Source organism: Curtobacterium sp. L3-7 (genome assembly GCF_048756585.1).
GTDB lineage: Bacteria > Actinomycetota > Actinomycetes > Actinomycetales > Microbacteriaceae > Curtobacterium.
The window spans coordinates 608,389-635,262 of record NZ_CP151474.1 but is presented as its reverse complement, the minus strand read 5'-3'; the positions used below and the strand labels follow the sequence as shown (position 1 = coordinate 635,262).

26 protein-coding genes and 1 tRNA gene are annotated in these 26,874 nt (G+C 70.2%); 15 read left to right on the top strand and 12 right to left on the bottom strand.

The window, feature by feature from the left end; all coding sequences use genetic code 11:
• On the bottom strand, positions 1–1,098 hold the full coding sequence (locus AAEP80_RS03230; RefSeq protein WP_420365925.1) for an alpha/beta hydrolase: 1,098 nt from the start codon (positions 1,096–1,098) through the stop codon (positions 1–3).
• A 229-nt stretch (positions 1,099–1,327) separates the two neighbouring features.
• On the opposite strand from AAEP80_RS03230, the gene AAEP80_RS03225 reads away from it, so the two are divergent.
• Together AAEP80_RS03225 and AAEP80_RS03220 are read left to right on the top strand one after the other, a co-directional pair.
• A complete protein-coding gene (locus AAEP80_RS03225) occupies positions 1,328–2,743 on the top strand; it encodes an APC family permease (RefSeq protein WP_413600444.1) in 1,416 nt (471 codons plus the stop codon).
• A gap of 9 nt (positions 2,744–2,752) precedes the next feature.
• Entirely contained in the window at positions 2,753–4,117 is a 1,365-nt protein-coding gene (locus AAEP80_RS03220) for an NAD-dependent succinate-semialdehyde dehydrogenase (RefSeq protein WP_420365924.1), read from the top strand.
• 83 nt (positions 4,118–4,200) lie between these two features.
• Here AAEP80_RS03220 and AAEP80_RS03215 read toward each other — a convergent pair whose 3' ends face one another.
• Complete coding sequence (locus AAEP80_RS03215) at positions 4,201–4,407, bottom strand: hypothetical protein (protein WP_281266331.1); 207 nt, start codon at positions 4,405–4,407, stop codon at positions 4,201–4,203.
• A 23-nt stretch (positions 4,408–4,430) separates the two neighbouring features.
• A complete protein-coding gene (locus AAEP80_RS03210) occupies positions 4,431–5,030 on the bottom strand; it encodes a hypothetical protein (RefSeq protein ID WP_420365923.1) in 600 nt (199 codons plus the stop codon).
• 203 nt (positions 5,031–5,233) lie between these two features.
• On the opposite strand from AAEP80_RS03210, the gene AAEP80_RS03205 reads away from it, so the two are divergent.
• Positions 5,234–5,668: a hypothetical protein gene (locus AAEP80_RS03205; RefSeq protein ID WP_420365922.1), complete on the top strand. Its 435-nt coding sequence runs from the start codon at positions 5,234–5,236 to the stop codon at positions 5,666–5,668.
• A gap of 253 nt (positions 5,669–5,921) precedes the next feature.
• Here the strand turns inward: AAEP80_RS03205 and AAEP80_RS03200 are convergent, their stop codons facing one another.
• Entirely contained in the window at positions 5,922–6,656 is a 735-nt protein-coding gene (locus AAEP80_RS03200; protein ID WP_420365921.1) for an SDR family NAD(P)-dependent oxidoreductase, read from the bottom strand.
• A gap of 76 nt (positions 6,657–6,732) precedes the next feature.
• On the opposite strand from AAEP80_RS03200, the gene AAEP80_RS03195 reads away from it, so the two are divergent.
• Positions 6,733–7,302, top strand: coding sequence for a TetR/AcrR family transcriptional regulator (locus AAEP80_RS03195; protein WP_420365920.1), 570 nt, complete (start codon positions 6,733–6,735; stop codon positions 7,300–7,302).
• A 22-nt stretch (positions 7,303–7,324) separates the two neighbouring features.
• Positions 7,325–7,855, top strand: a complete 531-nt coding sequence (locus tag AAEP80_RS03190) for a GNAT family N-acetyltransferase (RefSeq protein WP_420365919.1) — start codon at positions 7,325–7,327, stop codon at positions 7,853–7,855.
• Positions 7,856–7,918: 63 nt separating this feature from the next.
• Here the strand turns inward: AAEP80_RS03190 and AAEP80_RS03185 are convergent, their stop codons facing one another.
• Genes AAEP80_RS03185 through gabT form a run of 3 tightly spaced genes read right to left on the bottom strand, consistent with a single transcriptional unit; the run spans position 7,919 to position 12,131 of the window.
• Positions 7,919–9,289, bottom strand: a complete 1,371-nt coding sequence (locus AAEP80_RS03185; RefSeq protein WP_420365918.1) for a flavin monoamine oxidase family protein — start codon at positions 9,287–9,289, stop codon at positions 7,919–7,921.
• Positions 9,286–10,779: an NAD-dependent succinate-semialdehyde dehydrogenase gene (locus AAEP80_RS03180; protein WP_420365917.1), complete on the bottom strand. Its 1,494-nt coding sequence runs from the start codon at positions 10,777–10,779 to the stop codon at positions 9,286–9,288. Before AAEP80_RS03180 ends, AAEP80_RS03185 begins: the two co-directional genes overlap by 4 nt.
• Entirely contained in the window at positions 10,776–12,131 is a 1,356-nt protein-coding gene (gene gabT / locus AAEP80_RS03175) for a 4-aminobutyrate--2-oxoglutarate transaminase (protein ID WP_281266325.1), read from the bottom strand. The genes AAEP80_RS03180 and gabT overlap by 4 nt, the downstream gene beginning before the upstream one ends.
• 89 nt (positions 12,132–12,220) lie before the next feature.
• Here gabT and AAEP80_RS03170 point away from each other — a divergent pair, with 89 nt between their 5' ends.
• The 3 genes from AAEP80_RS03170 (at position 12,221) to AAEP80_RS03160 (ending at position 15,684) form a co-directional block, all read left to right on the top strand.
• Entirely contained in the window at positions 12,221–13,738 is a 1,518-nt protein-coding gene (locus tag AAEP80_RS03170; protein WP_420365916.1) for a PucR family transcriptional regulator, read from the top strand.
• Positions 13,739–13,765: 27 nt separating this feature from the next.
• A complete protein-coding gene (locus AAEP80_RS03165; protein ID WP_420365915.1) occupies positions 13,766–14,380 on the top strand; it encodes a TetR/AcrR family transcriptional regulator in 615 nt (204 codons plus the stop codon).
• Positions 14,381–14,496: 116 nt separating this feature from the next.
• Positions 14,497–15,684, top strand: a complete 1,188-nt coding sequence (locus AAEP80_RS03160; RefSeq protein WP_420365914.1) for a Fic family protein — start codon at positions 14,497–14,499, stop codon at positions 15,682–15,684.
• A 5-nt stretch (positions 15,685–15,689) separates the two neighbouring features.
• Here the strand turns inward: AAEP80_RS03160 and AAEP80_RS03155 are convergent, their stop codons facing one another.
• The 5 genes from AAEP80_RS03155 to AAEP80_RS03135 all read right to left on the bottom strand — a co-directional run bounded on the left by AAEP80_RS03155 (position 15,690) and on the right by AAEP80_RS03135 (position 17,558).
• The gene (locus AAEP80_RS03155) at positions 15,690–16,301 is read right to left on the bottom strand and encodes an NAD-dependent epimerase/dehydratase family protein (protein ID WP_420365913.1); all 612 of its coding nucleotides are present in this window, start codon (positions 16,299–16,301) and stop codon (positions 15,690–15,692) included.
• Complete coding sequence (locus AAEP80_RS03150; RefSeq protein ID WP_420365912.1) at positions 16,298–16,642, bottom strand: NAD-dependent epimerase/dehydratase family protein; 345 nt, start codon at positions 16,640–16,642, stop codon at positions 16,298–16,300. Before AAEP80_RS03150 ends, AAEP80_RS03155 begins: the two co-directional genes overlap by 4 nt.
• A 68-nt stretch (positions 16,643–16,710) precedes the next feature.
• Positions 16,711–17,055, bottom strand: a complete 345-nt coding sequence (locus AAEP80_RS03145; RefSeq protein WP_420365911.1) for a type II toxin-antitoxin system PemK/MazF family toxin — start codon at positions 17,053–17,055, stop codon at positions 16,711–16,713.
• Positions 17,052–17,291 (bottom strand): CopG family transcriptional regulator, encoded by a 240-nt coding sequence (locus tag AAEP80_RS03140; protein WP_420365910.1) that lies wholly within the window; start codon positions 17,289–17,291, stop codon positions 17,052–17,054. The genes AAEP80_RS03145 and AAEP80_RS03140 overlap by 4 nt, the downstream gene beginning before the upstream one ends.
• Positions 17,292–17,471: 180 nt before the next feature.
• Positions 17,472–17,558: transfer RNA gene (locus tag AAEP80_RS03135), tRNA-Leu, on the bottom strand.
• Between the two features lie 85 nt (positions 17,559–17,643).
• Here AAEP80_RS03135 and AAEP80_RS03130 point away from each other — a divergent pair.
• From AAEP80_RS03130 to pknB, 7 genes are all read left to right on the top strand, one after another.
• Complete coding sequence (locus tag AAEP80_RS03130; RefSeq protein WP_281266318.1) at positions 17,644–18,321, top strand: FhaA domain-containing protein; 678 nt, start codon at positions 17,644–17,646, stop codon at positions 18,319–18,321.
• Positions 18,318–18,875 (top strand): FHA domain-containing protein FhaB/FipA, encoded by a 558-nt coding sequence (locus tag AAEP80_RS03125; RefSeq protein WP_420365909.1) that lies wholly within the window; start codon positions 18,318–18,320, stop codon positions 18,873–18,875. The genes AAEP80_RS03130 and AAEP80_RS03125 overlap by 4 nt, the downstream gene beginning before the upstream one ends.
• A gap of 7 nt (positions 18,876–18,882) precedes the next feature.
• Positions 18,883–20,244, top strand: coding sequence for a Stp1/IreP family PP2C-type Ser/Thr phosphatase (locus AAEP80_RS03120; RefSeq protein ID WP_413600459.1), 1,362 nt, complete (start codon positions 18,883–18,885; stop codon positions 20,242–20,244).
• Positions 20,241–21,665: an FtsW/RodA/SpoVE family cell cycle protein gene (locus AAEP80_RS03115; RefSeq protein WP_413600460.1), complete on the top strand. Its 1,425-nt coding sequence runs from the start codon at positions 20,241–20,243 to the stop codon at positions 21,663–21,665. The genes AAEP80_RS03120 and AAEP80_RS03115 overlap by 4 nt, the downstream gene beginning before the upstream one ends.
• Positions 21,662–23,116: a peptidoglycan D,D-transpeptidase FtsI family protein gene (locus AAEP80_RS03110; RefSeq protein WP_413600461.1), complete on the top strand. Its 1,455-nt coding sequence runs from the start codon at positions 21,662–21,664 to the stop codon at positions 23,114–23,116. Before AAEP80_RS03115 ends, AAEP80_RS03110 begins: the two co-directional genes overlap by 4 nt.
• Positions 23,113–24,828, top strand: a complete 1,716-nt coding sequence (locus tag AAEP80_RS03105) for a serine/threonine-protein kinase (protein WP_420365908.1) — start codon at positions 23,113–23,115, stop codon at positions 24,826–24,828. The genes AAEP80_RS03110 and AAEP80_RS03105 overlap by 4 nt, the downstream gene beginning before the upstream one ends.
• A 118-nt stretch (positions 24,829–24,946) precedes the next feature.
• Positions 24,947–26,752, top strand: a complete 1,806-nt coding sequence (gene pknB / locus AAEP80_RS03100) for a Stk1 family PASTA domain-containing Ser/Thr kinase (RefSeq protein WP_420365907.1) — start codon at positions 24,947–24,949, stop codon at positions 26,750–26,752.
• Positions 26,753–26,874: the final 122 nt, after the last annotated feature.

The window sequence follows — 26,874 nt, the reverse complement described above, 5'->3', positions numbered from 1 at the left end:
TCAGCTCGGTGCGACGCCGAGCCGTGGTGCCAGCCACGCGAGCCCGGCGGCGATCGCCGGCCCCGCGGTGCTCCAGCTGTGCCTGCCGCCGGGGAGGATCCACGTGGTGACGTGCATCCCGGCGGCCCGCGCCCGCTGCGCCTGGACGGGCGTCACCTGCCCGTAGGCGTGGTCGTCGCCGCCGGCGGCGAAGAACGCGTCCGTGTCCCGGTACTCCGCGTGCGCCGCGAGGATCGCCGCGGGCTGCGCTCGTCGGTAGGCCGCCGCGTTGCCGGAGAACCCCTCCGCGATGGTCTTCTGGACGGATCCGAGACTCGGTCCGTCCTCGCCCGACACGTCGATGATGTTCCCGAACCGTTCCGGATCTCCCGCACCGATCTGGATGGCGCACGTGCCACCCTGCGAGAACCCGCCGACGGTCCACGCGGCGGCCCCCGACTGGACCTTGAGGTGCGAGGTGATCCACGCGGGTACGTCGTCCTCGAGGTAGGTGGCGCTGTTGCCGAGCGGACCGTCCACGCACATCGGATTGGCCGACTCCGGGCCGAGCTGGTCCGGCACCACCACGATGGGCGCGAGGCCTCGGTGCAGGGTGGCGAGCGCGTCCATCGTCGCCTCGATGTGCCCGCCGGTCTGCAGGTCCTCGGGTCCTGCACCCCTCGACTGGCCGGACATCAGGACCACGACGGGCAGGTGCGGCGGGTCGGCCGTGAGCGCGGCCGGCGGCAGCCAGAGCAGCGCGTCGCGCGCCGTGAAGTGCGACCGGGTGGCCGGGATCGCGACGCGGAGGAGCCGCCCGGTCGTCGGCATGCCGGCCGGGGGCGTCCAGGTCGTCGCGAGGTCCTCGGTGGCCGGGGCGGCCGTCTGCCCCGGCGCCTCGGCTGCCGGGATCCCGTCGGCAGGAGGCTCGGCGGTCGGGATCGCGGTCGGGATCGCGGTCGTGGCCGAGGTCGGCGGAGCAGCGGCACTGGACGTCGTCGGGGAACCCGCGGCAGCCCTGGTCCACCACGTCGCAGACACGCCGAGGTTCACCGCGGTCAACACCGCCAGGACGACGACCACCACGGTGACGGTCTGAGAGCGAGATGTCCGTTGCATGGGAAGGCCGATCGTAAGGAGCACCGCCGGGAAGTCCGCCGTCCGGGCGATCACCACTCCTGAGGGTTCTCGACGCTCCCCGGCGGCTGGTTCCCGGCATCCACGCGGGTGCTGGTCTGCAATCGCCCCGGAGTACAGCCAGCGGGGTGCCGGTGTACGTCACGGCGGGTCCGGCGGACCCCATGGCGTCGGTACTGTGCACCGAACCGAACGCTCAGGAGGAACGCCCATGGCATCACCCATCGCGGTCACCGCCCCGGCAACACCGGCGCGCGGCGGTTCCCTGAAGCGGAGCCTCGGGCTCTGGGCGATCGTCGGCCTCGGCCTCGGCTACATGACCCCGACCGTCGTCTTCGACACCTTCGGGATCGTCTCCGGAGAGACCAACGGTGCCGTTCCCAGCGCCTACCTGATCGCCCTCGTGATCATGCTCCTGACCGCCGTGAGCTACGGGAAGATGGTCCGCGTCTACCCGGCAGCCGGATCCGCCTACACGTACGTGCGCGAGTCGATCCACCCCAACGCGGGCTTCATGGTCGGCTGGGCGTCCCTGCTCGACTACCTGCTGCTCCCGATGGTGAACGCGCTGATCATCCGGCTCTACCTCGAGCAGGTCTTCCCGGCGCTGCCCGCGTGGGTGACGGTCGTCGTCTACACGGTGTTCGTCACCACGGTCATCTGCCTTTCGATGCGCGGCACGTCGAACCTCAACATGGTCCTGCTCATCGGCGCGATCCTGGCGATGATCGCGTTCGTGGTCTTCACGGTGATCGAGCTCGTGCACGGTGCGGGGGCCGGCACCATCGCGAGCACCGAGCCGTTCGTGCACGACGGCGTGACGATGTCGGCGCTCCTCACCGGCGCCACCGTCGTCTGCTTCTCGTTCATCGGGTTCGACGCGGTCACGATGTACACCGAAGAGGCGAAGTCGATCAGGATCATGCCGAAGGCCATCCTGATGACGGTGCTCATCGGCGGCGTGATCTTCCTGGTGTCGGCGTACTTCGCGCAGCTGCGCTTCCCGACGAACGCCCCGTTCGGCGAGTTCACGGACGACCCGCTCCCCCAGATCGGGCTGATCGTCGGTGGCCCCGTGTTCCAGGCGGTCCTGGTCGCGGCGGGGTTCGTCGCGGCGCTCGCGTCCGGACTGGCGTCGCACGCCAGCGTCGCCCGCATGCTGCTCGTGATGGGTCGGAACAACGTCCTCCCGAAGCGCGTGTTCGGCTACGTCAGCCCCCGCACGCGGACGCCCATCCCGAACGTGGTCATCGTGGGCGCGGTGACCCTGCTGGCGATGACGTTCTCGCTCGACACGATCTCGTCGTACATCAACTTCGGCGCCCTCATCGCGTTCACGTTCGTCAACGCGACCGTCATCGTGCACTTCGCCGTCCGCCAGGGTCGCCGCCACACCGCCCGCGACCGGTTCGCGTACATCGTGCTCCCCGGGGTCGCGATGCTCCTCACCGGTGTTCTCTGGTCACAGCTGCACGCCGACGCGCTCATCGCCGGCTGCGTCTGGGCCGCCATCGGCTTCGTGTACCTCCTCGTCATCACGAAGGGATTCCGCATCCAGCCGAAGGGCTTCGACGAGAACCAGCCGGTGACCGGCGTCAACAAGCAGCTGACCGACGAACAGGCCTGAGAGGAAACGATGACCGACTACGCCGTCACCGACCCGACGAGCGGCGAGGTGCTCGCCACCTACCCGACGATCACCGACGAGGAGCTCCGCGCCGCGATCGACACCGCGGACCACGCCCACCGCGAGCGCACCAGCACCGTCGCCGAGCGCGCCGCGGCCATGCACCGGGTCGCCGACCTCTACCGCGAGCGCCGCGACGAACTGGCCGCCACGATCGTCCGCGAGATGGCGAAGCCCATCGACCAGGCGATCGGCGAGGTCGACTTCTGCGCCGACATCTACGACTACTACGCCGACAACGCGGAAGACTTCCTGGCGGACGAGCCGATCACCCTCGCACCGGGGTCCGAGGGCAGTGCCTTCATCCGCAAGGACTCCGTCGGGGTGCTCCTCGGCATCATGCCGTGGAACTTCCCCGCGTACCAGATCGCCCGGTTCGCCGGTCCGAACCTGCTCATCGGCAACACCGTCCTGCTGAAGCACGCCCCGCAGTGCCCCGAGTCGGCCCTCGCGGTGGAGCGGATCTTCCACGACGCCGGGTTCCCAGAGGGGGCGTACACGAACGTCTTCGCGACGAACGACCAGGCAGCCGACGTCATCGCCGACCCCCGCGTGCAGGGTGTCTCCCTCACCGGGTCGGCCCGCGCGGGAGCTGCCGTCGCCGAGATCGCCGGCCGGAACCTGACGAAGGTCGTCCTCGAGCTGGGCGGCTCCGACCCGTTCATCCTGCTGTCCACCGACGACCTCGACGCCGTCGTGGAGTCCGCCGTCGCCACCCGGCTCGAGGGCAACGGGCAGGTCTGCAACGCCGCGAAGCGATTCCTGGTCGCCGACCACCTGTACGACGACTTCCTGGCGAAGTTCACGGACGCGATGTCGGCCGTGGCACCGACCGACCCGACCACCCCCGGCGCTGAACTCGGGCCGCTGTCGTCCCCGGCGGCCGCCGATCGGCTCGAGCAGCAGCTCGACGCGGCGAAGGAGCAGGGCGCGACCGTCGTCACCGGCGGCGAGCGCTCCGGCAACGCGTTCACCCCGACCGTGCTCACGGGCATCACGCCGGACAACGACGCGTACCGCGAGGAGTTCTTCGGCCCCGTCGCGGCCGTCTACCGGGTCACCGACGAGGACGACGCGATCCGGCTCGCGAACGACACCCCGTACGGGCTCGGCTCGTACCTGTTCACGACCGATGCCGACCAGGCCCTCCGCGTCGCGGACCGCATCGAGGCGGGGATGGTTTACGTGAACATCGTCGGCGCGGACAGCCCGGAGCTGCCGTTCGGCGGCGTCAAGGCCAGCGGCTTCGGCCGCGAGCTCGGCCCCCTGGGGGCCGACGAGTTCGTGAACAAGAAGCTGATCCGCATCGGCTGACGTCACCTGCGGACCTGGCCCCACACCGGACGGGAGGCACGGTGCCAGCTGGCACCGTGCCTCCCGTCCGTCGCCCCCGGCGTTCACCGCCGGGTGCGGTTCCTCCTGATGAAGATGGTTCCGACAGCGCCGACCATCGCCGAGGCGATGGACAGAGCGCTGCCCGCGGACATGGTTCGGTTCCAGAGCGCGGTTCCCTCCGCGACCGACGTGGACCACACCATGAGTGCCAAGCCCGCTCCCAGCAGCATCGCGGCGACCGCGATGACCATGACGTCGATCATCCTCATGAAGTCCCGTTCCGTGGCTGCGCTCACTGCGACCTGCACCACGGTGGTCCGACAGGAAGCACGTGGAACCCGATTCCCCGTCCGTTTGCCGCGCAGTACGCGACGGCAGCCGACCCGATCGTCAACAGAGCTGCTGCGATCCCACCAGCTGCACCGCCGATACCGGTTGCTGCTGTGATGATACCGACGAGGGCCGCAACTCCCGCGCCTCCGGCGAGCGCCGCCACGATCTTGTCCGCGTTGCAGGAGCTCAGGTAGAGGTTCACCTGCAGACCCGTGATGTCTGCAGAGTTTCGGCCCGAGCATGCCAGTACCTCGCCGGCCGGTCCACGAAGCGCGTCGACGGCGGCCCGAGAAAGGTCGACGTTCTCTGCATGCCCACCAGCGGCAACGTACCCAGCGGCGAACTCCGCAGCGTCCTCCGAACTCGCTCCTGCTCTCAGCGCGACCGCACCGTCGAAGGTCTTGGTCGTGTCATCAACTCCCATCAGCAACTGATCTGCCCGCTGCTGAGCTGATCCCGTGTCGACCGTGTCCAGCGTGCCCGCACTCGCGGGCGTTGCAGTCAACGCGATGCTCACCGCGGCCGTGATCGCCGCTGCCGTCGTCATCCACTTCTTCATCTTCGAATCCCCTCGAGTGATCACAAACCCATCGTCGCGATCATTGAGGCGATCGTATTGAAATTCCACACTTCAATGCAAGAAGTCGGATCGAACCGTTTCTTGTCGGAGACGGCTGCTCCACCACTTGTGGGGGGCGCCCGAGGTGGAGTTGACCCCTCGGATCGCCCTGGTCCGCCACACGGGCGGCAGGGGAGTCATCGATGACCGACGCAGGTCCACACCGCCGTCCGACGATCGTCACCGTCGCCGTCGCGCTCATCGTCGTGCGGGCGGTCACCGCGGCGGTCGGGCCGGGTCCGGCCCGCGGGGGCGCACTGCTCCCGGCCGAGGTCGTGGCGGTGCTCCTGTACGCCGCGATCACCTGGGCGGTGTTCCGGACCGCAGCAGGGTCGCGTCGCGCCCGCGTCGCGCTCGTCGTCGTGGCGGCGGCCCGAGCCGTGCTCGGGTTCGCGCTCGCGCCGCTCCCCCTCGCGCTGATCGCGCTGACCATCGTCGCAACGGTGCTCCTGTTCCTCCCGGCGGCGCGCCCGTGGTTCCCGCGAGCCCCGCGTCCTGCGCGCGCCCAGCGCGCATCCGAGCCGGAGACCATCGGCTGGGATCCGGAGACCGGCGACCGCATCCTCCGACAGGACTGACGGACGGGAGGCACGGTGCCGTCTGGCACCGTGCCTCCCGTCTGTCCTACTGCGGGTCCGCCGGCTCGCCGCCCGAGTCGACGTCGCTGTCCTGCTCCGGGTCCTCCGTGGCGTCGCCAGTGCGCGAGCCGTCGGGGAGGTCCTCGGTGTACTGCCTGGTTTCGTCGGAGGGCTGGCCGGATCCGTGGGGAGTCGTGTCACTCGTGGACCGGACCGTACGCGCGGCCCGGACCGCAGCCGCACAGGAGTGCGTTCAGACCGCGATCCGACCGCCGTCGACCGGCAGCACCGCGCCGTGCACGAACGACGCCCCGTCGGTGGCGAGGAACACGATCGCCTCGGCGATCTCGTCCGCGGTTCCCGGACGGCCGGCGGGTCCGGCGGCAGCGAGTGCGTCGAGGCTCTCCCCCATCGCGGCGGTCCCCTCGGTGCGGGTCGGGCCGGGGCTCACGGCGTTGACGCGGACCCCGGCTGGGCCGAACTCGGCCGCCCACGACTTCGTCAGCAGGACGAGCGCCGCCTTGCTCGAGCCGTAGAGCCCCATCCCGGCAGCGCCGAACTCGGCGACCATCGTCGTGACGTTGACGATCGCACCGGATCCACGCTCGGCCATCCCCGGGGCGAGCGCCGCGACGAGGAAGTACGGCGCCTTGACGTTCACGTCGAAGACGTCGTCGAAGCCCTCGGTGGTCGTCGACGCGGTGGGGCCGAACGGGAAGATCCCGGCGCTGTTCACCAGGACGTCCACCGCCCCACCGCCGAGTTCGAGGGCGCGAGCAGCGAGCTCCCTCGCGCTCGCCTCGTCGCGGAGGTCGGCCGCCACGAAGTCGGCGGACCCACCGGCCGCGCGGATGGTCCGGACGACCTCGTCCCCGCGTTCGGCGTTGCGGCCGGAGACGACGACGTGCAGCCCACGGGCAGCGAGGAGTTCGGCGGTCGCGCGGCCGATGCCGCTGGTGGCGCCGGTGATGAGAGCGGTCTTGGTCATGGTCAATATCCTGTCTGAACAGATCGGTTCGGTTTGGCGCTGGTAACTGTACCGATCTGTACGGTAAAGTCAAACCATGCCCGAGACCGCTCCGCGAACCCGCCGCCGCCCCGCGTACGAACGTGCCGTTGCCACCGCCGATCGTCTGTTCTACGAGCAGGGCATCCACGCGGTCGGCGTCGACCAGGTGGCGGCAGAGGCCGACATCTCCAAGGCGAGCCTGTACACGCACTTCCGGACGAAGGACGACCTCGTCGTGGGCTACCTCCGTGGTCGGAGCAACGCGTGGCAGGCGCACGTGGCGGCCACCCTCCCGGGCCGTGGCGACACGCCCCGGGACCGCGTGCTCGCGGTGTTCGACTTGCTCGGCGAGTGGTTCGAGGAGCCCGGCTACCGAGGCTGCCCGTTCATCAACGTCGAGGCCGAGTACGGCGCGGGACACCCCACGCACCAGGTCACGCTCGAGCACCGGGACTGGGTCCGCGAGCTGTTCGAGTCGCTCCTGACCGAAGCCGGCGCCGACGACCCGAACGGCACGGCGCTGCAGTTGTGCGTGCTCTACGACGGCGCGATGGCGAGCGCGCAGGCCGATCCGACCCGACCGTGGGCAGCAGCGGCACGATCGGCCGCCGCCAGCGTGCTCTGAGCCGCTCTGCAAGACTGCGGTGATGCAGCGGTTCACCGTCCGTCCGATCCACGCCGATGAGTGGGAACGCGTCCGCGAACTCCGCCTGCGCGCCGTGCACGACCCCGTCGCCGCGATGGCGTTCGTCGACTCCGCCGAGCACACGGCATCGCTGCCCGACACGTTCTGGCAGGATCGCGCAGCCGGTGGGTCGGACGACGCCGGCGACGCAGCCACGGCGCGGCAGTTCATCGCCGAGGACGAGTCCGGAACGTGGATCGGGTCTGCGACCGGGCTCCTCGAGCGCGTCGGCGATCCGGACTACGAGGGCCGCGCGGTCCCGAGGGACGGCAGCTCGGTCGTCGGCGTCTTCGTGGCACCCGAAGCGCGGGGCGGGGCGGTGCTCGCCGCCCTCTTCGACGCGGTCGCCGGCTGGGCAGACGGACCGCTGCGGCTGTACGTGCACACCGGCAACGCCCGCGCGCGGCGCGGGTACGAGAAGGCCGGCTTCCGGGAAGTCGGCACCGAGTTCACCGGTGCGCTCGGTCCGACGGTGGAGATGCGGCGGTCCTGACCCGCTGACGGACGGGAGGCTCGGTGCCAGCCGGCACCGAGCCTCCCGTCCGCACCGTGGTGACTACCGGACCGTGGCCGGCTGGGGCAGGGCTGCTGCGATCTCCGCAGCGACCTCGCGGCCGATCCGGACCGCACCGTCGACGTGCTGGTAGCCGGCACCGGCCAGGTCGCTGGAGGCGAATCGGATCGGCCCGACCGCTGCGCGCTGGTCGGCGCCGTAGCGTGCGAGACCACCGAGGTCGAAGCTCGCCGCGTACGCACCGCGCGTCCACTCCTCGGTGCCCCAGTCGCTCTCGTAGTAGACGACCGGCTCGGCTGCCTGCGGTCCGTAGTAGTGGACCAGGGACTCCAGGACCCGTGCCTTGCGCTCCGCAGGCTCGAGCGCGAACACCGCGTCGGCGTGCTCGTCGGACACGAAGCCCACGAGCGTCCCCTGCTCCTTGCCGTACGAAGTGTTGTCGTACGCCTCGTGCACGAGCTCGTACGGGCTGAACGCCGTGCCGGAGAGCCCGGCCTCCCGCCAGAACGGCCGGTCGTAGACGGCGTGCACCTTGATGACGAAGCCCATCGACAGGTGCTGGTGGAGCTGGTGCTGCCGTCGGGGCAGCGGCGGGTCGTACGAGATCCGCGTGTAGAGGGGCGGCGGGACGGCGACGAGTGCCTGGCGCGCGTGTACCTCGATGCCACCGTCGGCGATCGCGACGACGCCGTCGTCGGTCCACCGCAGCGTGCGGACCGGGGCGTCCAGGTGCACGTCGTCGCCGAGCTGCTCGGCGAGCCGGAGGGAGACCTGCTGCATCCCACCGACGACGCGCTTGTCGAGGATGAAGTCGGCGTCGACCAGGTTCGTGAAGCTCCCGGCGGACGCGGCCATCAGGAGTGCCTGCAGCGCGGAAAAGGCGTGTGCGGGCTTGGTGAGCATCGCACCGGCGATGAACAGCTCGACGTTGTCGGTCGCGACGCGGTCGTCACTGAGGCCGTGCAGCCAGTCGCGGAAGGACGTCTCGTCGAGGCGCTTCGCGTCGGGCGACTCCCATGGTCGGGCCGGATCGACGTGCGCGACGTACTCGTCGACGACGGACACCAGGCGTTCGATCTCGTGCGCCGTGGCCGCCGGAAGCGGGAAGATGTCGCCGGTGTACTCGGTGCGGGTGCCGTCCGCGTCGATGTAGACGCTCTGCCCCTCCCGGTACCGGTCGTACGTCTCGAGGCCGAGCTCGTCGAGGGTCTCGAGCAGCGCGGTCTGGTCCGGCGACACCCACTGTCCGCCGATCTCGAGGGTGACGCCCTCGATGTCGTTGGTCCACGTGCGGCCGCCGACCCGGTCACGGGCCTCGAGGACGGCGACGGACCTGCCCTCGGCGCGGAGCCGGGTCGCCGCGGTCAGGCCGGTCACGCCGGCGCCGATGATGACGACGTCTCGCTCGATCATCGTGCGTCTCCTGTCGTGGTCGTGCTGCGCTGCCGGAACGGGTCGGGCGTCAGCGTGTACATCGTCTCGAGGTACTCGGAGATGCCCTCCGCCCCGCCCTCGCGGCCCATGCCGGACTGCTTCACGCCCCCGAACGGTGCCGAGGCGTTCGACACGACGCCGGTGTTGAGGCCGAGCATCCCGGTCTCGAGCCGCTCCATCAGACGCTGTCCGCGTGCCGGGTCCTCGGTGAAGGCGTACGCCACGAGACCGTACTCGGTGTCGTTCGCACGGGTGATCGCCTCGTCGTCGGTGGCGAACGTCGCGATCGCCAGGACCGGGCCGAAGATCTCGTCGGTCAGGATGGCGCTGCCCGGCTGCACGTCGGTGAGGACGGTGGGCGCGTAGAACGTCCCCGGGCCGTCGATCGGGTGACCGCCGGTGCGGACGACCGCACCGCGCTCGACCGCGTCGGTGACGAGCCGGTCGGCCTTCGCGACGGCACGGTCGTCGATGAGCGGCCCGATCGCGACGCCGTCCTCGGTGCCGGGGCCGACCCGCATCGCCTCGACGCGGGCGGTGAGCCGGTCGGCGAACTCCGCTGCGACGTCCTCGTGCACCAGGAACCGGTTCGCCGCGGTGCACGCCTGCCCGGTGTTCCGGAACTTCGCGGCGAGCGCGCCGGCCACGGCCTCGTCGAGGTCGGCGTCCGCGAAGACCAGGAAGGGGGCGTTGCCGCCGAGCTCCATCGAGGTGCGGAGGACGTTCTCGGACGCCTGCGCGAGCAGGCTCCGGCCGACGGGGGTCGATCCCGTGAAGGACAGCTTCCGGAGGCGGCGGTCCTCGAGGATCGGGGCGGACACCGCCTTCGCGTCGCTGGTCGGGACGACGTTCACGACGCCGTCCGGCACGCCGACCTCGCGGAGCAGGTCCACGAACAGCAGCGTCGTCAGCGGCGTGAGCTCCGCCGGCTTCACGACGACGGTGCAACCGGCGGCGAGCGCCGGGGCGATCTTCCTGGTCGCCATCGCGAGTGGGAAATTCCACGGGGTGATCAGGTACGCGGGACCGACGGGCTTGTGGGACACGATCGTCCGGCCGGAGCCCTCGGGGTTCGTGCCGTACGAGCCGCCGATGCGGACCGCTTCCTCGGCGAACCACCGGAGGAACTCGCCGCCGTAGGTGACCTCGCCGTTCGCCTCGGTGAGGGGCTTGCCCATCTCCAGGGTCATCAGCAGCGCGAAGTCGTCGCGGCGCTCCTGGAGCAGGTCGAACGCGGCTCGGAGGAGCTCTGCACGCTGCCGGGGCGGCGTCGCCGCCCAGTCGGCACGGACCCGGTCGGCGGCGTCGAGCGCGCGGAGTCCGTCGGCCGCGGTGGCACTCGACACCTCGACCAGGACGTCCCCCGTTGCCGGGTCGTGCACCGCGAAGGTGCTGCCGTCTGATGCGTCCTGCCACGTGCCGTCGATGAACAGTCCGGTGGGGATGCGGGAGAGGAGGTCGTGGGTCATGCCGTTGCCAGCCCTTCGAGGACGATGCCGATGCCTTCGACGAGCAGTGCGTCGTCGATGGCGAGCGGCGGGAGGAAGCGCACGACGTTCCCGTACGTGCCGGCCGTCAGCGCGATCACGCCGTGTTCGTACGCATACCGGACGATACGCCCGGTCAACCCGGGGTCCGGAGCACCCGTGTCCGGGTCGACGAGCTCCATCGCGATCATCGCACCGCGCCCGCGGACGTCGCCGATGCGGGGATCCCGCTCCTGCGCCGCGCGGAGTGCGCCGAGGAGGACCGTCTCGATCTGCTGGGCGCGTTCGATCAAGCCGTCGTGCTCGAAGGCGTCGATGGCGGCGAGCGCTGCCGCACAGGCGATCGGGTTGCCGCCGTAGGTGCCGCCGATGCCGCCGGCGTGCGGCGAGTCCATGATCTCCGCCCGGCCGGTCACGGCGGACAGCGGGAGGCCGCCGGCGATGCCCTTCGCCGTGGTCACGATGTCGGGGACGACGCCCTCGTGCTCGCTGGCGAACATCGCGCCGGTGCGGGCGAAGCCGGTCTGCACCTCGTCGGCGATGAACACGACGTCGTTCGTGCGCGCCCATTCGGCGATCGCCGGCAGGAAGCCCGACGCGGGGACGACGAACCCGCCCTCGCCCTGGATCGGCTCGATGAGCACGGCCGCGGTGTTCTCGACGCCGACCTGCTTCTCGATCTGGCTGATCGCACGTGCTGCGGCCTCGGCGCCCGAGAGCCCGTCGTGGAACGGGTAGGACATCGGCACCCGGTAGACCTCGGGGGCGAACGGACCGAAGCCGCTCTTGTAGGGCTGGTTCTTCGCGGTGAGCGCCATCGTGAGGTTCGTGCGCCCGTGGTACGCGTGGTCGAACACCACGATCGCCTGCTTGCCGGTGTGCTTGCGCGCGATCTTCACGGCGTTCTCGACGGCCTCGGCGCCGGAGTTGAACAGGGCCGTCCGCTTCTCGTGGTCACCGGGCGTCAGGCGGTTGAGCGCCTCGGCGACCTCCACGTACCCGTCGTAGGCCGCGATGGTGAAGCACGTGTGCGTGAAGGCGACCGCCTGCGCCGCGACCGCTGCGGCGACGCCGGGGTGCGCGTTCCCGACACTCGTCACGGCGATCCCGGACCCGAGGTCGACCAGGGAGTTCCCGTCGGCGTCGACCACCACGCCGCCACCGGCCGCGACGACCGCGATCGGCACCGCGACACCGACCCCGGACGGCACGGCGGCTGCCTTGCGTGCGAGGAGCTCCTGGGAGCGCGGGCCGGGGATCGCGGTGACCAGGCGGCGCTCCTGCGGGAGCCCGGGTCCGCCGGTGGTGGTCGCGGGGACAGCGGTGGAGGTCATGCGGCGATGGTAGGAGCCCATCGCGGCCGACTCACTGTCCACCACGTACAGGAGCGCACGGCGAGATCGCCACCGTGGATACTGATGACATGCCGGCCACCCTGCGATCCCTGCTCGACCGTCGCGACCTGCGGCTCCGCATGCTGACCGACGCCGACCCCGACGTCGCGATCACGTGGCTGCACAGCTCCGACCTCCCCGACCCGACCCCGTTCCTCGGCACCGGGCAGGCGCTGCTGACCACGGGCACCCAGTTCGACTCCGACGCCGAGGTGTCGACCGAGGCGGCGGACAGGTACGTCCGACGACTCACCGACCGCGGGGTCGTCGCGCTCGGCTTCGGGACGGAGGTCGTCAGGGCCGGCACGCCGGACGCCCTCGTCGAGGCGTGCCGCGCCCACCGGCTGCCGCTCTTCGAGGTCCCCTACGAGACCTCGTTCATCGCTGTGGTGCAGGCCAACGCGGAGACGATCGCCCGCGACGCGAACGCCAGGAGCGCATGGGCCCTCGCGGCACAGCGCGCCATCTCCCTCGCCGCCCTGCGCCCGGACGGACTCGGCGCCACCCTCGCCGAACTCTCCCGGCAACTCGACTGCTGGGTGGGGCTGCTCGACGTGTCCGGGCGGATCGACCGCGAATTCCCGGCGGACGGCATCCCGTCCGACGAGCGCGAACAGCTCGAGGCCGAGGGGGCTCGACTCCTCCGCGGCGGGCAGCGCGCGAGCCTGCCGATGAGTACCGCCACAGGGGGTTTCAACCTCCAGACGCTCGGGTCGGGAGGGCATCTCGACGGCGTGCTGGCCATCGCGACCGGGTCGCTCGACCAGGCCGGCCGCGAGGTCGTCACCGCCGTCATCGCCCTCGCCGGACTCGCGCTCCAGCAGAACCGCGAGCTGGCTCGTGCCCGCGGCCTGCTCCGCACCGGCCTCCTGACGATGCTGTCGTTCGGCGACCCCGAGGTCGTCGAGACCACGTCTCGCGAGCTCTGGGGACCACTGCCGACCGAGCCGATCCGCGTCGCCGCGATCGACGTGCCCGACCACCAGACGGACTCCGTCGTGGACCTCCTCGAGCTCTGGGTGCAGGAGTCCCCCGGACAGCTGTTCTTCGCCATCGACGACGCGCTGTTCCTCTGCGTGAGCGCCGAGGACCCCCGCCCCGTCGAACGCCTCACCACGCAGTACGGTCTGCACGCCGGGCTGTCCGACGGTGCCGGGTACGGGTACTTCGGGCGCGCCCGCGCCGAGGCCGTCCAGGCGCTCGACCGCAGCCGCGAGGGCCGCCCCGGCATCGTCGAGTTCGGCGACCTGGCCCGCGACGGCGTCCTCGCCCACCTCGCGCACACGGACGCCGCGGACATCGCGAGGGCGTTCCTCGCCCCGGTGACGGAGCACGACGCCACGGCCGGCACCGACCTCACCCGGACGCTCCGCACCTGGCTCGAGCAGAACTGCGAGTACGACCGCGCTGCGCAGGTCCTCGGTGTCCACCGGCACACCGCCCGCGCCCGGATCGAGCACGCCGCGCGGCTCCTCGATCGGGACCTCGGGCTCTTCGCGACCCGCGCCGACGTCTGGGCCGCGTTCGTCGCCCTGCCAGCCGCGTGAAGCACGTCCACTGCCTAGGCTGACGGTGTGACCGCCCAGCCCCGCCGTCGACTGAGCGCCGCGGACCGTCTGTCCCAGATCGACCACGCAGCCGTCACCGTCGCACGCGCGGACGGCCTCGCCGGGGTCACGCTGCGGTCGGTCGCCGCGTCGATCGGTGTCGCGCCCTCGCTCGTCGCGCACTACCGCCCGTCGATGGAGTCCCTCGTCGCCGACACGTTCCGTGCGATCGCATCGGCCGAGGTCACCGAGGTCGCCGCGATCGTCGAAGAGCGGCCAGACCCGGTCGCACGGCTCGCGGTCCTGCTCGCGTCCATCAACGACCCCGTGCGCGACGACGTCGCGGCACTGTGGGCGGACGCGTGGAGCATCGGCCGGACGAACCCCTCCCTCGCCGAGGCCACCCGCTCCGTGATGGACGACTGGCAGGCCCTCGCCCGGTCGGTCGTCGCCGACGGCGTCGCGGACGGATCGATGCACACCGACGACGCGGAGCGCGTCGCGCTCCTCCTCTTCGCACTCGTCGACGCGACGAACGGCTACGCGCTCGTCGACTACCGGTCCCGCGCGGAGCGCGAGGACCTGGTGGTCGCCACCATCGCCGGAGCCGTGGGCCTGTCACCGGAGCAGCTCACGTCCTGAAGGCATCCACGATCAGGACTGGAGGCTCGGTGCCGGCCCGGATCCGAGCCTCCATTCCGTCCTCGGTAAAGGTTGTGCGGTATCCTTCACCAAGGACGGTGGAAGGGAAAGGTTCGATGGGCACCACGGCGGTCAGGTGGGAGCAGCGCATCCTCCCCCGGTTCGAGAACCCGGACCTGCTCCCACGGCGTCAGCGCGAGGTGCGGGACAGCCCGTACCGAGCAGCCGTCGTGCCGCGCATCGCGGACCTCGACGTGCAGGTCGCCGCGCACGCTCGGGCCGATGCAGACGACGCGTCTGGCGCGATCACCCGGTTCGACGCAGAGTTCGCACACTTCCCGGCGCCGTTCTCCGGTGTCCTGCTCCGGAGCGAGTCGGCATCGAGCTCCGAGATCGAACAGCTGACCGCGGGTGCCCGGGCGATCTCCGAGGCAGAGATCGACGAGCGCGTCACCGGGAACGCACCGCAGATCGTGCGGAACGTCCGCGCGATGGAAGCAGCGGTCGCCCTCGCGGACGACATCGGCGAAGCGACGATCATCGCGATGCACCGGGCCCTGCTCGCCGAGTCGGCACCGTCGATGGTCGGGCACTACCGGGACGAGCAGGTGTGGATCGGCGGGCGACTCCCGCACACCGCGGAGTTCGTTCCGCCCCACCAGAGCGGTGTCCAAGCAGCCATGGACGACCTCGTGGCGTTCGTCCGCCGGGACGACGTCCCCGTGCTCGTCCAGGCGGCGGTCGCGCACGCCCAGTTCGAGACCATCCACCCGTTCCCGGACGGCAACGGCCGCACCGGACGCGCACTCGTCCAGTCGATCCTGCGCCGTCGCGGGGTGCTGCAGCACCTGACGATCCCCGTGAGCAGTGGACTCCTCACGGACCTGGATGCCTACTTCGGTGCACTCGGGGCCTACCGCGGCGGCGATGCGACGCCCATCGTCGAGGTCTTCGCCGACGCCTCGCTCGCCGGCGTCCGGAACGCGTCCGTCCTCGCGGACGACCTGCGGCAGCTCGAGTCCCGCTGGGACTTCGCCATGCGCGAGCTCCGTTCCGACGCAGCCGCACGGCGGATCGCCCGGTTCTCGATCGAGCACCCGGTGCTCAACTCCCGGCTCGCGGTCGAGCGGATCGGCGCGACCCGTCCGGCCGTGCTCAACGGACTCGCGCAGCTGGTCGATCTCGGGGTCCTGCGGTTGGCGAACTCGAAGCAGCGCAACCGGGTCTGGATCAACGACGACGTTGTCGACGCGCTCGACGCGTTCGCCGAACGGAGCGGGCGGCGCGAGCACCCGCGCTACTGATCTCCTCAGGCGGCCGAGAACGGCGCAGTGACCTCGAGCTCGCCGTGGTCGATCAGCCACCGGACGGCCTCCTCGACGGTCTCCCCCGCCGTGTGCTGCGGGTCGTACCCGAGCAGCCGACGCGCCTTCTCGATGCTGAACACCTGGCTCCGGGACAGGTGGTCCCAGCTCGCGCCGGCCGCGTCCTGGTCGGTGGTCTCGCGGAACCGGTCCCACGTGACGGACTCGAGCCGTGCCTCCTGGCCGAACCAGGACGCGGCGAGCGCCGCGTACCCACGGACGTTCAGGGCGTCCGGTGCGACGACGGAGAAGTCCTCGCCTGCGGCGGCGTCCCGGTGCTCGACCGCGAGCTCGAACGCCTGCGCGACGTCGTCGGCGTGCACGTGGTGCATCGTCTCGGCGCCGATCCCGGGCACCTCGAGGACCCCTCCCGCCGCCAGCGTGCGCCACACCGACGCATCGAGGTTCCCGAGCGGGCCGATCGGCGCCCACCGAGTACCGCTGATGTGCCCGGGGTGCAGGCTCGTCGTGACGACACCACCATCGGCGGTCTCCTGCTTGAGCATCCGGGCGATGCGATCCTTCTCGATGCCGTAGGTGCCGAACGGCGGGGTCATCGCATCCTCGGTGCGGAGCCGCAGTGGATCAGGTGCACGCCGGTGCCGCGGAGCCGCTCGACCAGGGCGGACGCGGACTCCAGCGTGAAGCACACGAGGTCGATCACCACGTCGGGCTGCAGCACGGCGACGCGGTCCGGGAAGGTGCCGTCGCGGTCCTCCTGCTCGCGGTCGGCCGTCACCTGCTGGACGAGTTGCCACTCGGGCGCGTCGGCGTACGCACGGCGCTGCCCACGGCTGATGTTCACGACCCGGTGTCCGGCACGGACGAGCCGCGGGACCAGGAACGTGCCGATGTGTCCACTGCCGCCGATGACCACGACGCGTTGGTTGCTGCTCATGCCGGTCACGGTAGGCCGATGCGGCTGCGGACCGGCGCCGGCAACCCGATCGCGTCAGAGACATCGCGTCAGAGACTGAGTGCGAGTCTCACTCCGGCTTCGACCTGGCCGAGCAGGTAGGCGGGCAGCATGCCGACCGGATGCGGGTCCAGGAACTCGCGGCTGACCGGACCGACCTGGGTGACGTTCGCGACCGAGTCCTTGTCGAGGCCAGATGCTCCCGATGGCACGAGGACGTTGCCGGGAAAGCGCTCCATCGCCGTGTTCGAAGTGAGCGGAACGGTCAGCACGGTCTGGATCTTCGATGCCATGAGCCAGTCGGCCTGCAGCACGACGCATGGTCGCACCTTCGCCGGCTCGGAGCCCCGCGGAGAACCGAAATCGGCCCAGACCACGTCGCCGCGTTCGATCACCACTCGTCGCCTTCGACACGGTTGCGCTCGCTCTCGCGGACGAAGAGGTCGTCGTCGCGCCCGGACACGGCAAGAGCAGCGTTCGCGAGGGCGGTGAGCTCGGACGTCCCCTCGAGTTCGTCGGCGAACCGCGCGGCGGCCGTCCGGTAGAACTGCGACCGGTTCATGCCGTGCTGTCTGGCGACCCGCTCGAACCGCAGGAAGTCAGCGTCGGGAACCGAGATCGCCGTCTTCATGGGCCGAGTATAACCGGTAGTACCAGAAGGAGTCGAGGTCCGAGCCCGCGACGATCAGCGAGGCGACCACGGCCGGACCTGGCCGGCGAGGCGGACGCACACCGAGCCTCCAGTCCGCGGAGCCTGCCTCCAACGACGAAGGCCCCCGATCTTCCGATCGGGGGCCTTCTCATCGTTGCCTGGTGCGCGAGGGGGGACTTGAACCCCCACGCCGTTTCCAGCACACGGACCTGAACCGTGCGCGTCTACCAATTCCGCCACTCGCGCCAGCCCGAAAACACTACCATGCACAGAGCCCCCCAGGTGCCACCTACTACCATGCAGGGGTCGACGACCGAGAACGTGGAGACCCATGGGACTGCTGGACAACTTCGAGCGAGGGCTGGAGCGCGCCGTCAACGGTGCGTTCGCGAAGACCTTCCGCTCCGGTGTGCAGCCCGTCGAGATCTCGAGCGCGCTCCGACGAGAACTCGACACCAAGGCCGCGGTGGTCTCACGCGATCGCATCCTCGTGCCGAACGAGTTCACCGTCCGTCTGGCGCCGCCAGACTGCACGCGCATGAACGACGTCGGTCGTCCCCTCATCGACGAACTCACGCAGATGGTGCAGCAGCACGCCGTCGCGCAGAACTATTCGTTCTCCGGTCCCGTGACGATCCGCCTGCAGCAGGACGGCACCCTGTCGACCGGGATCCTGCAGATCGACTCCACGACCGTGCAGCGGGACGTCGCGTGGGTCGCGGTGCTCGACATCGGCTCGCAGCGCCACAAGCTGCAGCGCGGACGCACCGTGATCGGCCGCGGGACGGACGCCGACATCACCGTCGCGGACACCGGCACGAGCCGGAAGCACGTCGAGATCGTGTGGGACGGCAAGCACGCACAGGCCAACGACCTGGGCTCGACGAACGGCTCGAAGCTGAATGGTGAGCGCTTCCAGCAGGCGATCGTGGAGCCGGACTCCACCATCGAGATCGGTCGTACCCGTATGGTGTTCCGGGTGATCCCGGAGAACGGAGGTGCGCGATGACCACAGGACTGACACTGCTCGTCCTGCGTTTCGCGTTCCTCGCGGTGCTGTGGCTGTTCGTCTTCGTGATCGTGTTCGCGCTGCGGAGCGATCTCTTCGGCCAGCGCGTCCGCACCATCCCGACCGACCCGAAGGGCGCCCCGTCCGGCCCGACGACACCGACGATCCCCGCTGCGAGCGCAGCGGCGGCACCAGGTGGCGGGGCCTTCACGGACATCATCAACCAGGCGCAGTCCGGCGGCTCGGCGCAGCCGGCGACGGACGTCGCCACCCGGCTCGTCATCACCGAGGGCGCACGAGAGGGCATGGAGATGCCGCTCGGTCGCGGCCCCATCACCATCGGACGCTCCAGCGAGAGCAACGTCGTGATCCGCGACGACTACACGTCCACCAACCACGCCCGGCTCGAACTGCAGCCGTCGGGATGGGTCGTCATCGACCTCGAGTCCACGAACGGCACCTTCGTCAACGGTCAGAAGGTGAGCGCTCCCGTGACCGTGGCGGAGCGCACGCCGATCACGATCGGGACGACGACGTTCGAGCTGCGGCGGTAACCCCCACATGACGGCTCGCACGCTGAGCGCCGCTGTGTCCCACGTCGGACGCATCCGCGCGAACAACCAGGACTCCGGCTACGCCGGGGCGCACCTGTTCGCCGTCGCGGACGGCATGGGCGGGCACGCGGGCGGTGACGTCGCGTCGGCCATCGCGATCCGTCGCATCCGCGAGGTCGACCGCGAGTTCCCCTCGGCGCACGACGCCGAGTTCGCGCTGCAGTCGGCGCTGATCGCCGCGAACCAGCTCATCACCGAGACCGTGTTCGAGCACCAGGAGCTCACCGGGATGGGCACCACGGTGAGCGCGATGATCCGCGTGGGCGACCAGGTCGCGATCGCGCACATCGGCGACTCCCGGATCTACCGGCACCGCGACGGCGAGCTGCAGCAGATCACGTCCGACCACACGTTCGTGCAGCGTCTCGTCGACAGCGGTCGCATCACGCCGGAAGAAGCCGCGGTCCACCCCCGCCGCTCCGTCCTGATGCGCGTGCTCGGTGACGTCGACGCCGCTCCGGAGGTCGACACGGCGATCATGGACATCCGACCGGGCGACCGTTGGCTGCTCTGCTCGGACGGCCTGTCGTCGTACCTGGCCGAGGAGCGCATCCGGCACGCGCTCGCGTCGAACATGGACGCGAACCAGGTCACGCAGCGCCTCGTCAAGGAGACGCTCGACCACGGCGCCCCCGACAACGTGACGGTCGTCGTGATGGACGTCACCGACGCCGTCCCGACGGAGGACGACGACGACGCGGCCACGACGGTCGGATCAGCCGCAGCGCCCCTGACGTTCGAGGCGTCGACCGGCCGCAAGCCGATCCGCCTCCCCACGATCCTGCTGCACCCGCTCAAGGTCACGTCGGCACCGGAGGACTCGCACTTCGAGCCGGAGAGCGACCAGTACTTCGCCGAGCTCATCGCCGAGGACCGTCGACGCCGGGTGCGCCGCCGGATCTCGTGGACGATCGCGCTCGTCCTCGCCGTCGCAGCGCTCGTCGGTGCGGTGTTCCTCGGTTGGCGCATCGTGCAGGACCACTACTACGTCGGCACCGATCGCGGCACGGTCGCGATCTACAAGGGCGTGCAGCAGCAGATCGGTCCGATCAAGCTCTCCGACGTGTACGAGGACTCCGACATCAGCGTGTCGGACCTGCCGGAGTACACCAGGGAGAACGTCCGGTCCACGATCAACGCGCAGTCCCTGTCCGACGCGCGCGACATCGTCGACCGCTTGCGGACCGCGGCCAGGACGGGCCAGGACCAGAGCGGAACCGGCGGCTCCGGCGGCGCGTCGTCCTCGCCGACCCCGACACCCGGTCGCACCGGAACGCCGTCGCCGACCCCCTCGGGTGATGCCCGATGACCGCGACCACTCCGCAGTCCTTCACCCAGGCGATCACGATCAAGCTCCGGGAGCCCGCGCGCGCCAGGAACCTCGAGCTCGTGCTGCTGGTCATCGCGTGCGGCATCTGCGCCGGCGCGATGGTCCTCGTGCAGCTCGGCACCAAGGGGAAGCTGTTCGACACGTCGGTGCTCTGGGTCGGTTCGACGATCCTCGGCCTCGCGCTGATCATGCACATCGTGCTGCGGATCGTCGCGAAGAACGCCGACCCGTTCATCCTGCCGGTCGCGCTCGTGCTGAACGGCATCGGGATCGCGGAGATCTACCGCATCGACATCCACAACGGCCTCTCCGGGTGGAACGCGATCGGCGTCAAGCAGATCGTCTGGACGCTGCTCGCGATGGTGCTCGCCCTCGTGACGCTCGTCGTGGTGCGCAACCACCGGTTCCTGCAGCGGTACCGGTACATCTTCATGTTCCTGACGATCGTGCTGCTGCTCCTGCCGATGCTGCCCGGCATCGGGTACGCCCCGGGCGGCGCCCGGGTCTGGATCCGCTTCGGACCGTTCTCGTTCCAGCCAGGTGAGCTCGCCAAGATCACGATGGCGCTGTTCTTCGCCGGGTACCTCGTGACCGCGCGCGACAGCCTGTCGATCGTCGGCAAGAAGTTCCTCGGCATGACGTTCCCGCGTGCCCGCGACCTCGGCCCGATCCTCATCGTCTGGGGCGCGGCGATGAGCGTCCTCGTGTTCCAGCGCGACCTCGGCACCGCGCTGCTGTACTTCGGCCTGTTCCTCGTCATGATCTACGTCGCCACGGCGCGGCTCAGCTGGGTGATCATCGGTCTGGTGCTGTTCGTCGGTGGTGCGCTCATCGCGGCGAGTGCGCTCGTGTACGTGCACGGCCGCTTCGAGCAGTGGCTGAACCCGTTCGACCCGACGATCTACAACGCGAGCTCCCAGGCGAGCTACCAGCTCGTGCAGGGCCTGTTCGGGTTCGCGAACGGCGGGATCACCGGCACCGGCCTCGGCCAGGGTCGTCCGTACATCACCCCGGTCGCCAACGCGGACTACATCATCGCGTCGCTCGGCGAGGAACTCGGGCTGATCGGCGTCTTCGCGATCCTCGCGCTCTTCATCGTCCTCGCCTCCCGCGGCATCCGCGTCGGCTTCATGGCGCAGGACGACTTCGGCAAGCTCCTCGGCATCGGGTTCGGCTTCACGATCGCCCTGCAGGTGTTCGTCGTCGTCGGCGGCATCACCCGGATCATCCCTGTGACCGGTCTGACGACACCGTTCATGGCCGCAGGTGGTTCCTCCCTGGTGGCGAACTGGATCATCGCGGCGATGCTGCTGCGGCTGACCGACTCCATCCCCGCGGAACAACGGGTCCTGTCCGAGCGTGGCGACGCCCTCGGCCGGACCAGGAAGGGGCGTCGATGAAACGGCAGCTCCGCGGCGTCTCCACGGTCGTCGTGCTCATGTTCGTGGCGCTCTTCGTGTCGACGACCTCGATCCAGTTCTTCTCGGCGGAGTCCCTCCGCGCCGACCCCCGGAACTCACGCACCATCCTCGACAGCTACTCGACGAAGCGCGGCGCGATCCTGGTCAACGGCACGCCGATCGCCGAGTCCACCGCGGTGGACGACCAGTACCAGTACCAGCGGAAGTACTCCAACGGCGCGCTCTACTCGGCGGTGACCGGCTACTTCACGATCGGCCAGGGCAACACGGGGATCGAGAGCGCGGAGAACACCGTGCTGTCCGGCAACTCGGACGACTCGTTCTTCCAGAACCTCAACTCGATCCTCACCGGCCAGGACGTCCAGGGCGACAACGTCAACCTGACGATCGACCCCGACGTCCAGCAGGCCGCGTACGACGCGCTCGGGTCCAACACCGGCGCCGTCGTCGCGATCCAGCCGAAGACCGGCAAGATCCTCGCGATGGTGTCGAAGCCGGACTACGACCCGAACTCACTGACCTCGCACGACACCGCGAACGTCAAGGCGCAGTACGACGCGCTGCTGAACCAGTCCCCGACGCCGCTGCAGAACCGCGCGATCGGCGGCGACCTGTACACGCCGGGATCGGTCTTCAAGCTCGTCGTCGCGTCCGCCGCGCTCGAGGGCGGCAAGTACGACCTCGACTCCGAGTTCCCGAACCCCTCGCGACTGCAGCTGCCGGGGACGAGCACGTACATCAACAACGCCGAGGGCGGCTCGTGCGGCGGTGGCGACACCGTCAAACTCCGCACCGCGATCCAGTACTCGTGCAACATCCCGTTCGCGGAGCTCGGGCAGAAGCTCGGGTACGACACGATCAAGGCGATGGCCGACAAGTACGGCTTCGGCGACGCGATCGAGGTCCCGATGAAGGCGACGGCGAGCCAGTACCCCGACGTCGACTCGACGGCACAGCTCATGCTGAGCTCGTTCGGGCAGGCGAGCGTCCGCGTGTCGCCGCTCCAGATGGCGATGGTCTCCGCCGGCATCGCGAACGGCGGTAAGGTCATGCAGCCGTCGCTCGTGGACTCGATCACGACGAGCGACCTCAAGCAGGTCGAGTCCTTCTCGGCGAAGCAGTACAGCGACCCGCTGTCCTCGTCAGAGGCATCGGACCTCACCGAGGCGATGCAGAGCGTCGTCAACGCGGGGACCGGCACGAATGCGAAGATCGACGGGGTCGACGTCGCCGGGAAGACCGGGACGGCCGAAGGCGGAACGGGCGACCCGTACACCCTGTGGTTCACCGGGTTCGCGCCCGCGAAGGACCCCGAGGTCGCGGTGGCCGTCGTCGTCGGGAACGGTGGCGGACTCGGACAGTCCGGCGTCGGCAACACGGTCGCGGCCCCGGTCGCGAAGAAAGTCATGGAGGCGGTGCTGAACAAATGAGACCCACCAGCGGACTCACCTTCGGTGGGCGGTACCAGCTCTCGTCCCGGGTCGCCATCGGCGGCATGGGAGAGGTGTGGCAGGCGACCGACCTCGTCATCGGCCGGACCGTCGCCCTGAAGATCCTCAAGGACGAGTACCTCGGCGACCCCGGGTTCCTCGAGCGCTTCCGCGCGGAGGCCCGGCACGCGGCGCTCGTCAACCACGAGGGCATCGCCAACGTGTTCGACTACGGCGAGGAGGACGGCAGCGCCTACCTCGTCATGGAGCTCGTCCCCGGCGAGGCGCTCTCGACGATGATCGAGCGCGAGCACACCCTGCCCGTCGACAAGGTCCTCGACATCGTCGCGCAGACGGCCAACGCGCTCCAGGCAGCGCACGCCGTGGGCCTCGTGCACCGCGACATCAAGCCGGGCAACCTGCTCATCACCCCGGATGGCCGCGTCAAGATCACCGACTTCGGGATCGCGCGCATCGCCGACCAGGTGCCGCTCACCGCGACCGGCCAGGTGATGGGGACCGTCCAGTACCTGTCGCCCGAGCAGGCGAGCGGTCACCCGGCGTCCCCGTCGACCGACATCTACTCGCTCGGCATCGTCGCGTACGAGTGCCTTGCCGGACGCCGTCCCTTCACGGGCGAGTCGCAGGTCGCGATCGCGATGGCGCACATCAACGAGCAGCCACCGGCGCTCCCCGGGGACATCCCGGAGCCGGTCGCCGCCCTCGTGATGTCCTGCATCGCGAAGAAGCCGGCCGACCGTCCCGCCACCGCCGCGAACCTGGCCCGTGCGGCACAGGCCCTCCGTCGCGGTGACGTCGCAGCGGCCACGGTCGCCGTGCCCGCCCTCGGTGGCGCCGGCACCGTCGCGTTCAACCCGCCGCAGGGCAACGACGCGGCCACCGCGCTGATCGGGACGCAGTCGGCGGGTGCCGTCGGTGGCGGCCCCCGGACACCGGGCTCGCCCGCGGGTACCGAGGACGAGGAACCGAAGAAGAAGCGTGCCTGGATCTGGTGGGTCGTCGCGGCAGCGGTCGTGCTGATCGCCGGCGGCGTCATCGCAGCGTTCGCGTTCGCGAACGGTGCGGCCGAACCCACGCCGTCCCCGTCGTCGTCGAGCGCCAAGCCGCGCCCGACACCGTCACGCACGCCGAGTGCGTCGCCGACCCAGACGCGCATCACGGTGAACCAGAGCGACTACATCGGCAAGAACGCCGACCAGGCGAAGGCCGAGCTCGACGCCCTCGGCTTCCAGACGAGCATCGAGGACGGCGACGCCGCACCGAGCTCCGACAAGCAGGGCACCGTCCAGTCGATCAGCCCGACCGGCAGCCTGACCGCCGGCACCGCGATCGTGCTGCGTGCGTACACCGCGCAGCCCACGCTCGAGGGTCCTGCAGCACCGACCGCCGGTACGGTGTCGACCGACGGCAAGGTGACGTTCTCGTGGAGTGCGTACGGGAGCTGCCCCGCCGGCTACGAGCTCACCGGGTACACGTACACGATCACGAACGGCACGGACTCGTCCGGCAACAGCTCAGGGGCAACCCGCGGCACGGCCGTCCAGGTGACCGCTGCGCAGCCGGGCGACGTCAGCCTGAGCTACGTCGTGAACTGCGGCGACCTGCAGTCGGCGTCGTCGGACACCGCGTCGGCGACGTACACGCCGACCCCGACGAGCAGCCCGTCCGCGACCGCCGAACCCGGCAAGTAGCGGGCCCGACGGGGCCGCCGACACCGTTCCGGTAACGGTTCGTGCGGCGGCCCCGCAGCCAGCGTCTCACCAGGATGGGCTGTCGTACACTTGCCCCGACGGACATTCGGAGGAGTACGTGCCAGAAGGTGTGACCGCGGGGATCACGCTCCTCGCAAATCGCTACGAGATCGGTGATGTCATCGGTCGTGGCGGCATGGCCACCGTGCACGTGGGCCAGGACACGCGGCTCGGCCGCCGTGTCGCCGTCAAGCTCCTGAAGCCGAGCCTCGCCAACGACCCGGCGTTCCGCACGCGCTTCCGGCAGGAAGCACAGGCCGCGGCGCGCATGGCGCACCCGACCATCGTCCGCGTCTACGACGCCGGCGAAGAGACCGTGACCGAGCAGTCCGGCGCCGAGGTGCAGGTGCCGTTCATCGTCATGGAGTACGTCGAGGGCCGCCCGCTCAGCGAGGTCATCGGCGACGGACCCGTCGAGCCGGACGAGGCCGTCCGCCTCACGAGCGGCATCCTCACCGCGCTCGAGTACTCCCACCGCGCCGGCGTCGTGCACCGCGACATCAAGCCCGCCAACGTCATGGTGACGGCCACCGGGCAGGTCAAGGTGATGGACTTCGGCATCGCCCGCGCCATCACCGACACGTCGGCCACGGTCGCGCAGACCACGTCGATCCTCGGCACCGCGTCGTACTTCTCCCCGGAGCAGGCCCGCGGCGAGACCGTCGACGCGCGCACCGACCTCTACTCGACCGGCATCGTCCTCTTCGAGCTCCTGACCGGCCGTCCGCCGTTCCTCGGGGACTCTCCCGTCGCCGTCGCCTACCAGCACGTCAGCGAGCAGCCCGTCGCCCCGTCGACGATCACCCCCGCGGTGTCGCCGGCGCTCGACGCGGTCACGCTGCACGCCCTGGTGAAGGACCGCACGCGCCGGTTCCAGAACGCCGCCGAGTTCCGCCGCGACCTCGAGCAGGCCGCCGCCGGGCAGGTCCCCGCGTCGACGAAGAAGCTGCAGCAGAGCGCGAACGACGCCTCGACCGTGCTGTTCGGCGTGAACCCGCGGACGACCTCCAACCCGGAGGTGGCGTTCCGCGAGCTCGACGACACGCAGGAGCACCGTCCACAGCGCACGCAGAACCGTCCGCCGGTGGCGTGGATCTGGGTCGGCATCGTCCTGACGATCGCCGTGATCGCCGGTGTGATCTTCTGGGTCGCGAACCTGCAGCCGGGTCAGGCCCCGGTGTCGTCGTCGGTGAGCGTGCCGAACGTCGTCGGCGCCACCTACGACTCCGCAGCCAAGGCCCTCGAGAAACGCGACCTGGTGCCGGTCAAGGTGGAGCAGAACTCCGACAAGGTCGACAAGGGGTCGGTCATCCGCACCGAGCCGGGATCCGGCACGAACGTCGCCAGACAGCAGAACGTGCGTGTGGTCGTCTCACTGGGGCCGGAGCAGATCGCGGTCCCAGACGTCGCCAACCAGTCCCAGGACGCCGCACAGCAGGCGCTCGAGGCCGCTGGCTTCGCAGTGGGGGCGGTCAACTCGACCTACTCGCCGACCGTGCCGGAGGGCACCGTCATGTCCACCGACCCCGCGGCGAGTTCCACGCACACCAAGGGCACGGTCGTGAACCTCACGGTGTCGAACGGCCTGGTGCAGCTCCCGGACGTCACGCAGCAGCCGTTCTCGACCGCGAACTCGACGCTCGCGAACCTCGGTCTCACCGTGAAGCAGCAGGCGTCCTACTCGTGCACCGGTGGCACGGTGACGCAGCAGGACCAGCCTGCCGGCGACATCGCGCAGGGCAGCACGGTCGTGCTCACCTACTGCGCCGCGTCGAACCAGCCGAGTGCCCCGGCGACCCCGAGCGGCGGCGACGGTGGGGACGGCAATGACAACGGGGGCGACGGCGGCGACGGCGGCAACTGACCGCCGGTCCGGACCGACCGTTGGTCTCGGCCCACCGCCGGAGGGGAGGCACGGTGCCAGCCCGCCACGAGCCTCCAGGCCGACCACCGGCCGCGTCCACGGCCCGGGTGGGCCGATCAGGT

Excerpts from the sequence above, each read along its gene's own strand:
- AAEP80_RS03155 (WP_420365913.1), bottom strand. The coding sequence starts at position 16,301 with ATGACCCCGCCGTTCGGCACCTACGGCATCGAGAAGGATCGCATCGCC.
- AAEP80_RS03225 (WP_413600444.1), top strand. The coding sequence starts at position 1,328 with ATGGCATCACCCATCGCGGTCACCGCCCCGGCAACACCGGCGCGCGGC.
- AAEP80_RS03230 (WP_420365925.1), bottom strand. The coding sequence starts at position 1,098 with ATGCAACGGACATCTCGCTCTCAGACCGTCACCGTGGTGGTCGTCGTC.
- AAEP80_RS03130 (WP_281266318.1), top strand. The coding sequence starts at position 17,644 with ATGGGACTGCTGGACAACTTCGAGCGAGGGCTGGAGCGCGCCGTCAAC.
- AAEP80_RS03195 (WP_420365920.1), top strand. The coding sequence starts at position 6,733 with ATGCCCGAGACCGCTCCGCGAACCCGCCGCCGCCCCGCGTACGAACGT.
- AAEP80_RS03220 (WP_420365924.1), top strand. The coding sequence starts at position 2,753 with ATGACCGACTACGCCGTCACCGACCCGACGAGCGGCGAGGTGCTCGCC.
- AAEP80_RS03105 (WP_420365908.1), top strand. The coding sequence starts at position 23,113 with ATGAGACCCACCAGCGGACTCACCTTCGGTGGGCGGTACCAGCTCTCG.
- AAEP80_RS03170 (WP_420365916.1), top strand. The coding sequence starts at position 12,221 with ATGCCGGCCACCCTGCGATCCCTGCTCGACCGTCGCGACCTGCGGCTC.
- AAEP80_RS03185 (WP_420365918.1), bottom strand. The coding sequence starts at position 9,289 with ATGATCGAGCGAGACGTCGTCATCATCGGCGCCGGCGTGACCGGCCTG.
- AAEP80_RS03115 (WP_413600460.1), top strand. The coding sequence starts at position 20,241 with ATGACCGCGACCACTCCGCAGTCCTTCACCCAGGCGATCACGATCAAG.
- AAEP80_RS03180 (WP_420365917.1), bottom strand. The coding sequence starts at position 10,779 with ATGACCCACGACCTCCTCTCCCGCATCCCCACCGGACTGTTCATCGAC.
- AAEP80_RS03120 (WP_413600459.1), top strand. The coding sequence starts at position 18,883 with ATGACGGCTCGCACGCTGAGCGCCGCTGTGTCCCACGTCGGACGCATC.
- AAEP80_RS03125 (WP_420365909.1), top strand. The coding sequence starts at position 18,318 with ATGACCACAGGACTGACACTGCTCGTCCTGCGTTTCGCGTTCCTCGCG.
- AAEP80_RS03205 (WP_420365922.1), top strand. The coding sequence starts at position 5,234 with ATGACCGACGCAGGTCCACACCGCCGTCCGACGATCGTCACCGTCGCC.
- AAEP80_RS03210 (WP_420365923.1), bottom strand. The coding sequence starts at position 5,030 with ATGAAGAAGTGGATGACGACGGCAGCGGCGATCACGGCCGCGGTGAGC.
- AAEP80_RS03160 (WP_420365914.1), top strand. The coding sequence starts at position 14,497 with ATGGGCACCACGGCGGTCAGGTGGGAGCAGCGCATCCTCCCCCGGTTC.
- AAEP80_RS03200 (WP_420365921.1), bottom strand. The coding sequence starts at position 6,656 with ATGACCAAGACCGCTCTCATCACCGGCGCCACCAGCGGCATCGGCCGC.
- AAEP80_RS03140 (WP_420365910.1), bottom strand. The coding sequence starts at position 17,291 with ATGAAGACGGCGATCTCGGTTCCCGACGCTGACTTCCTGCGGTTCGAG.
- AAEP80_RS03215 (WP_281266331.1), bottom strand. The coding sequence starts at position 4,407 with ATGAGGATGATCGACGTCATGGTCATCGCGGTCGCCGCGATGCTGCTG.
- AAEP80_RS03110 (WP_413600461.1), top strand. The coding sequence starts at position 21,662 with ATGAAACGGCAGCTCCGCGGCGTCTCCACGGTCGTCGTGCTCATGTTC.
- gabT (WP_281266325.1), bottom strand. The coding sequence starts at position 12,131 with ATGACCTCCACCGCTGTCCCCGCGACCACCACCGGCGGACCCGGGCTC.
- AAEP80_RS03150 (WP_420365912.1), bottom strand. The coding sequence starts at position 16,642 with ATGAGCAGCAACCAACGCGTCGTGGTCATCGGCGGCAGTGGACACATC.
- AAEP80_RS03190 (WP_420365919.1), top strand. The coding sequence starts at position 7,325 with ATGCAGCGGTTCACCGTCCGTCCGATCCACGCCGATGAGTGGGAACGC.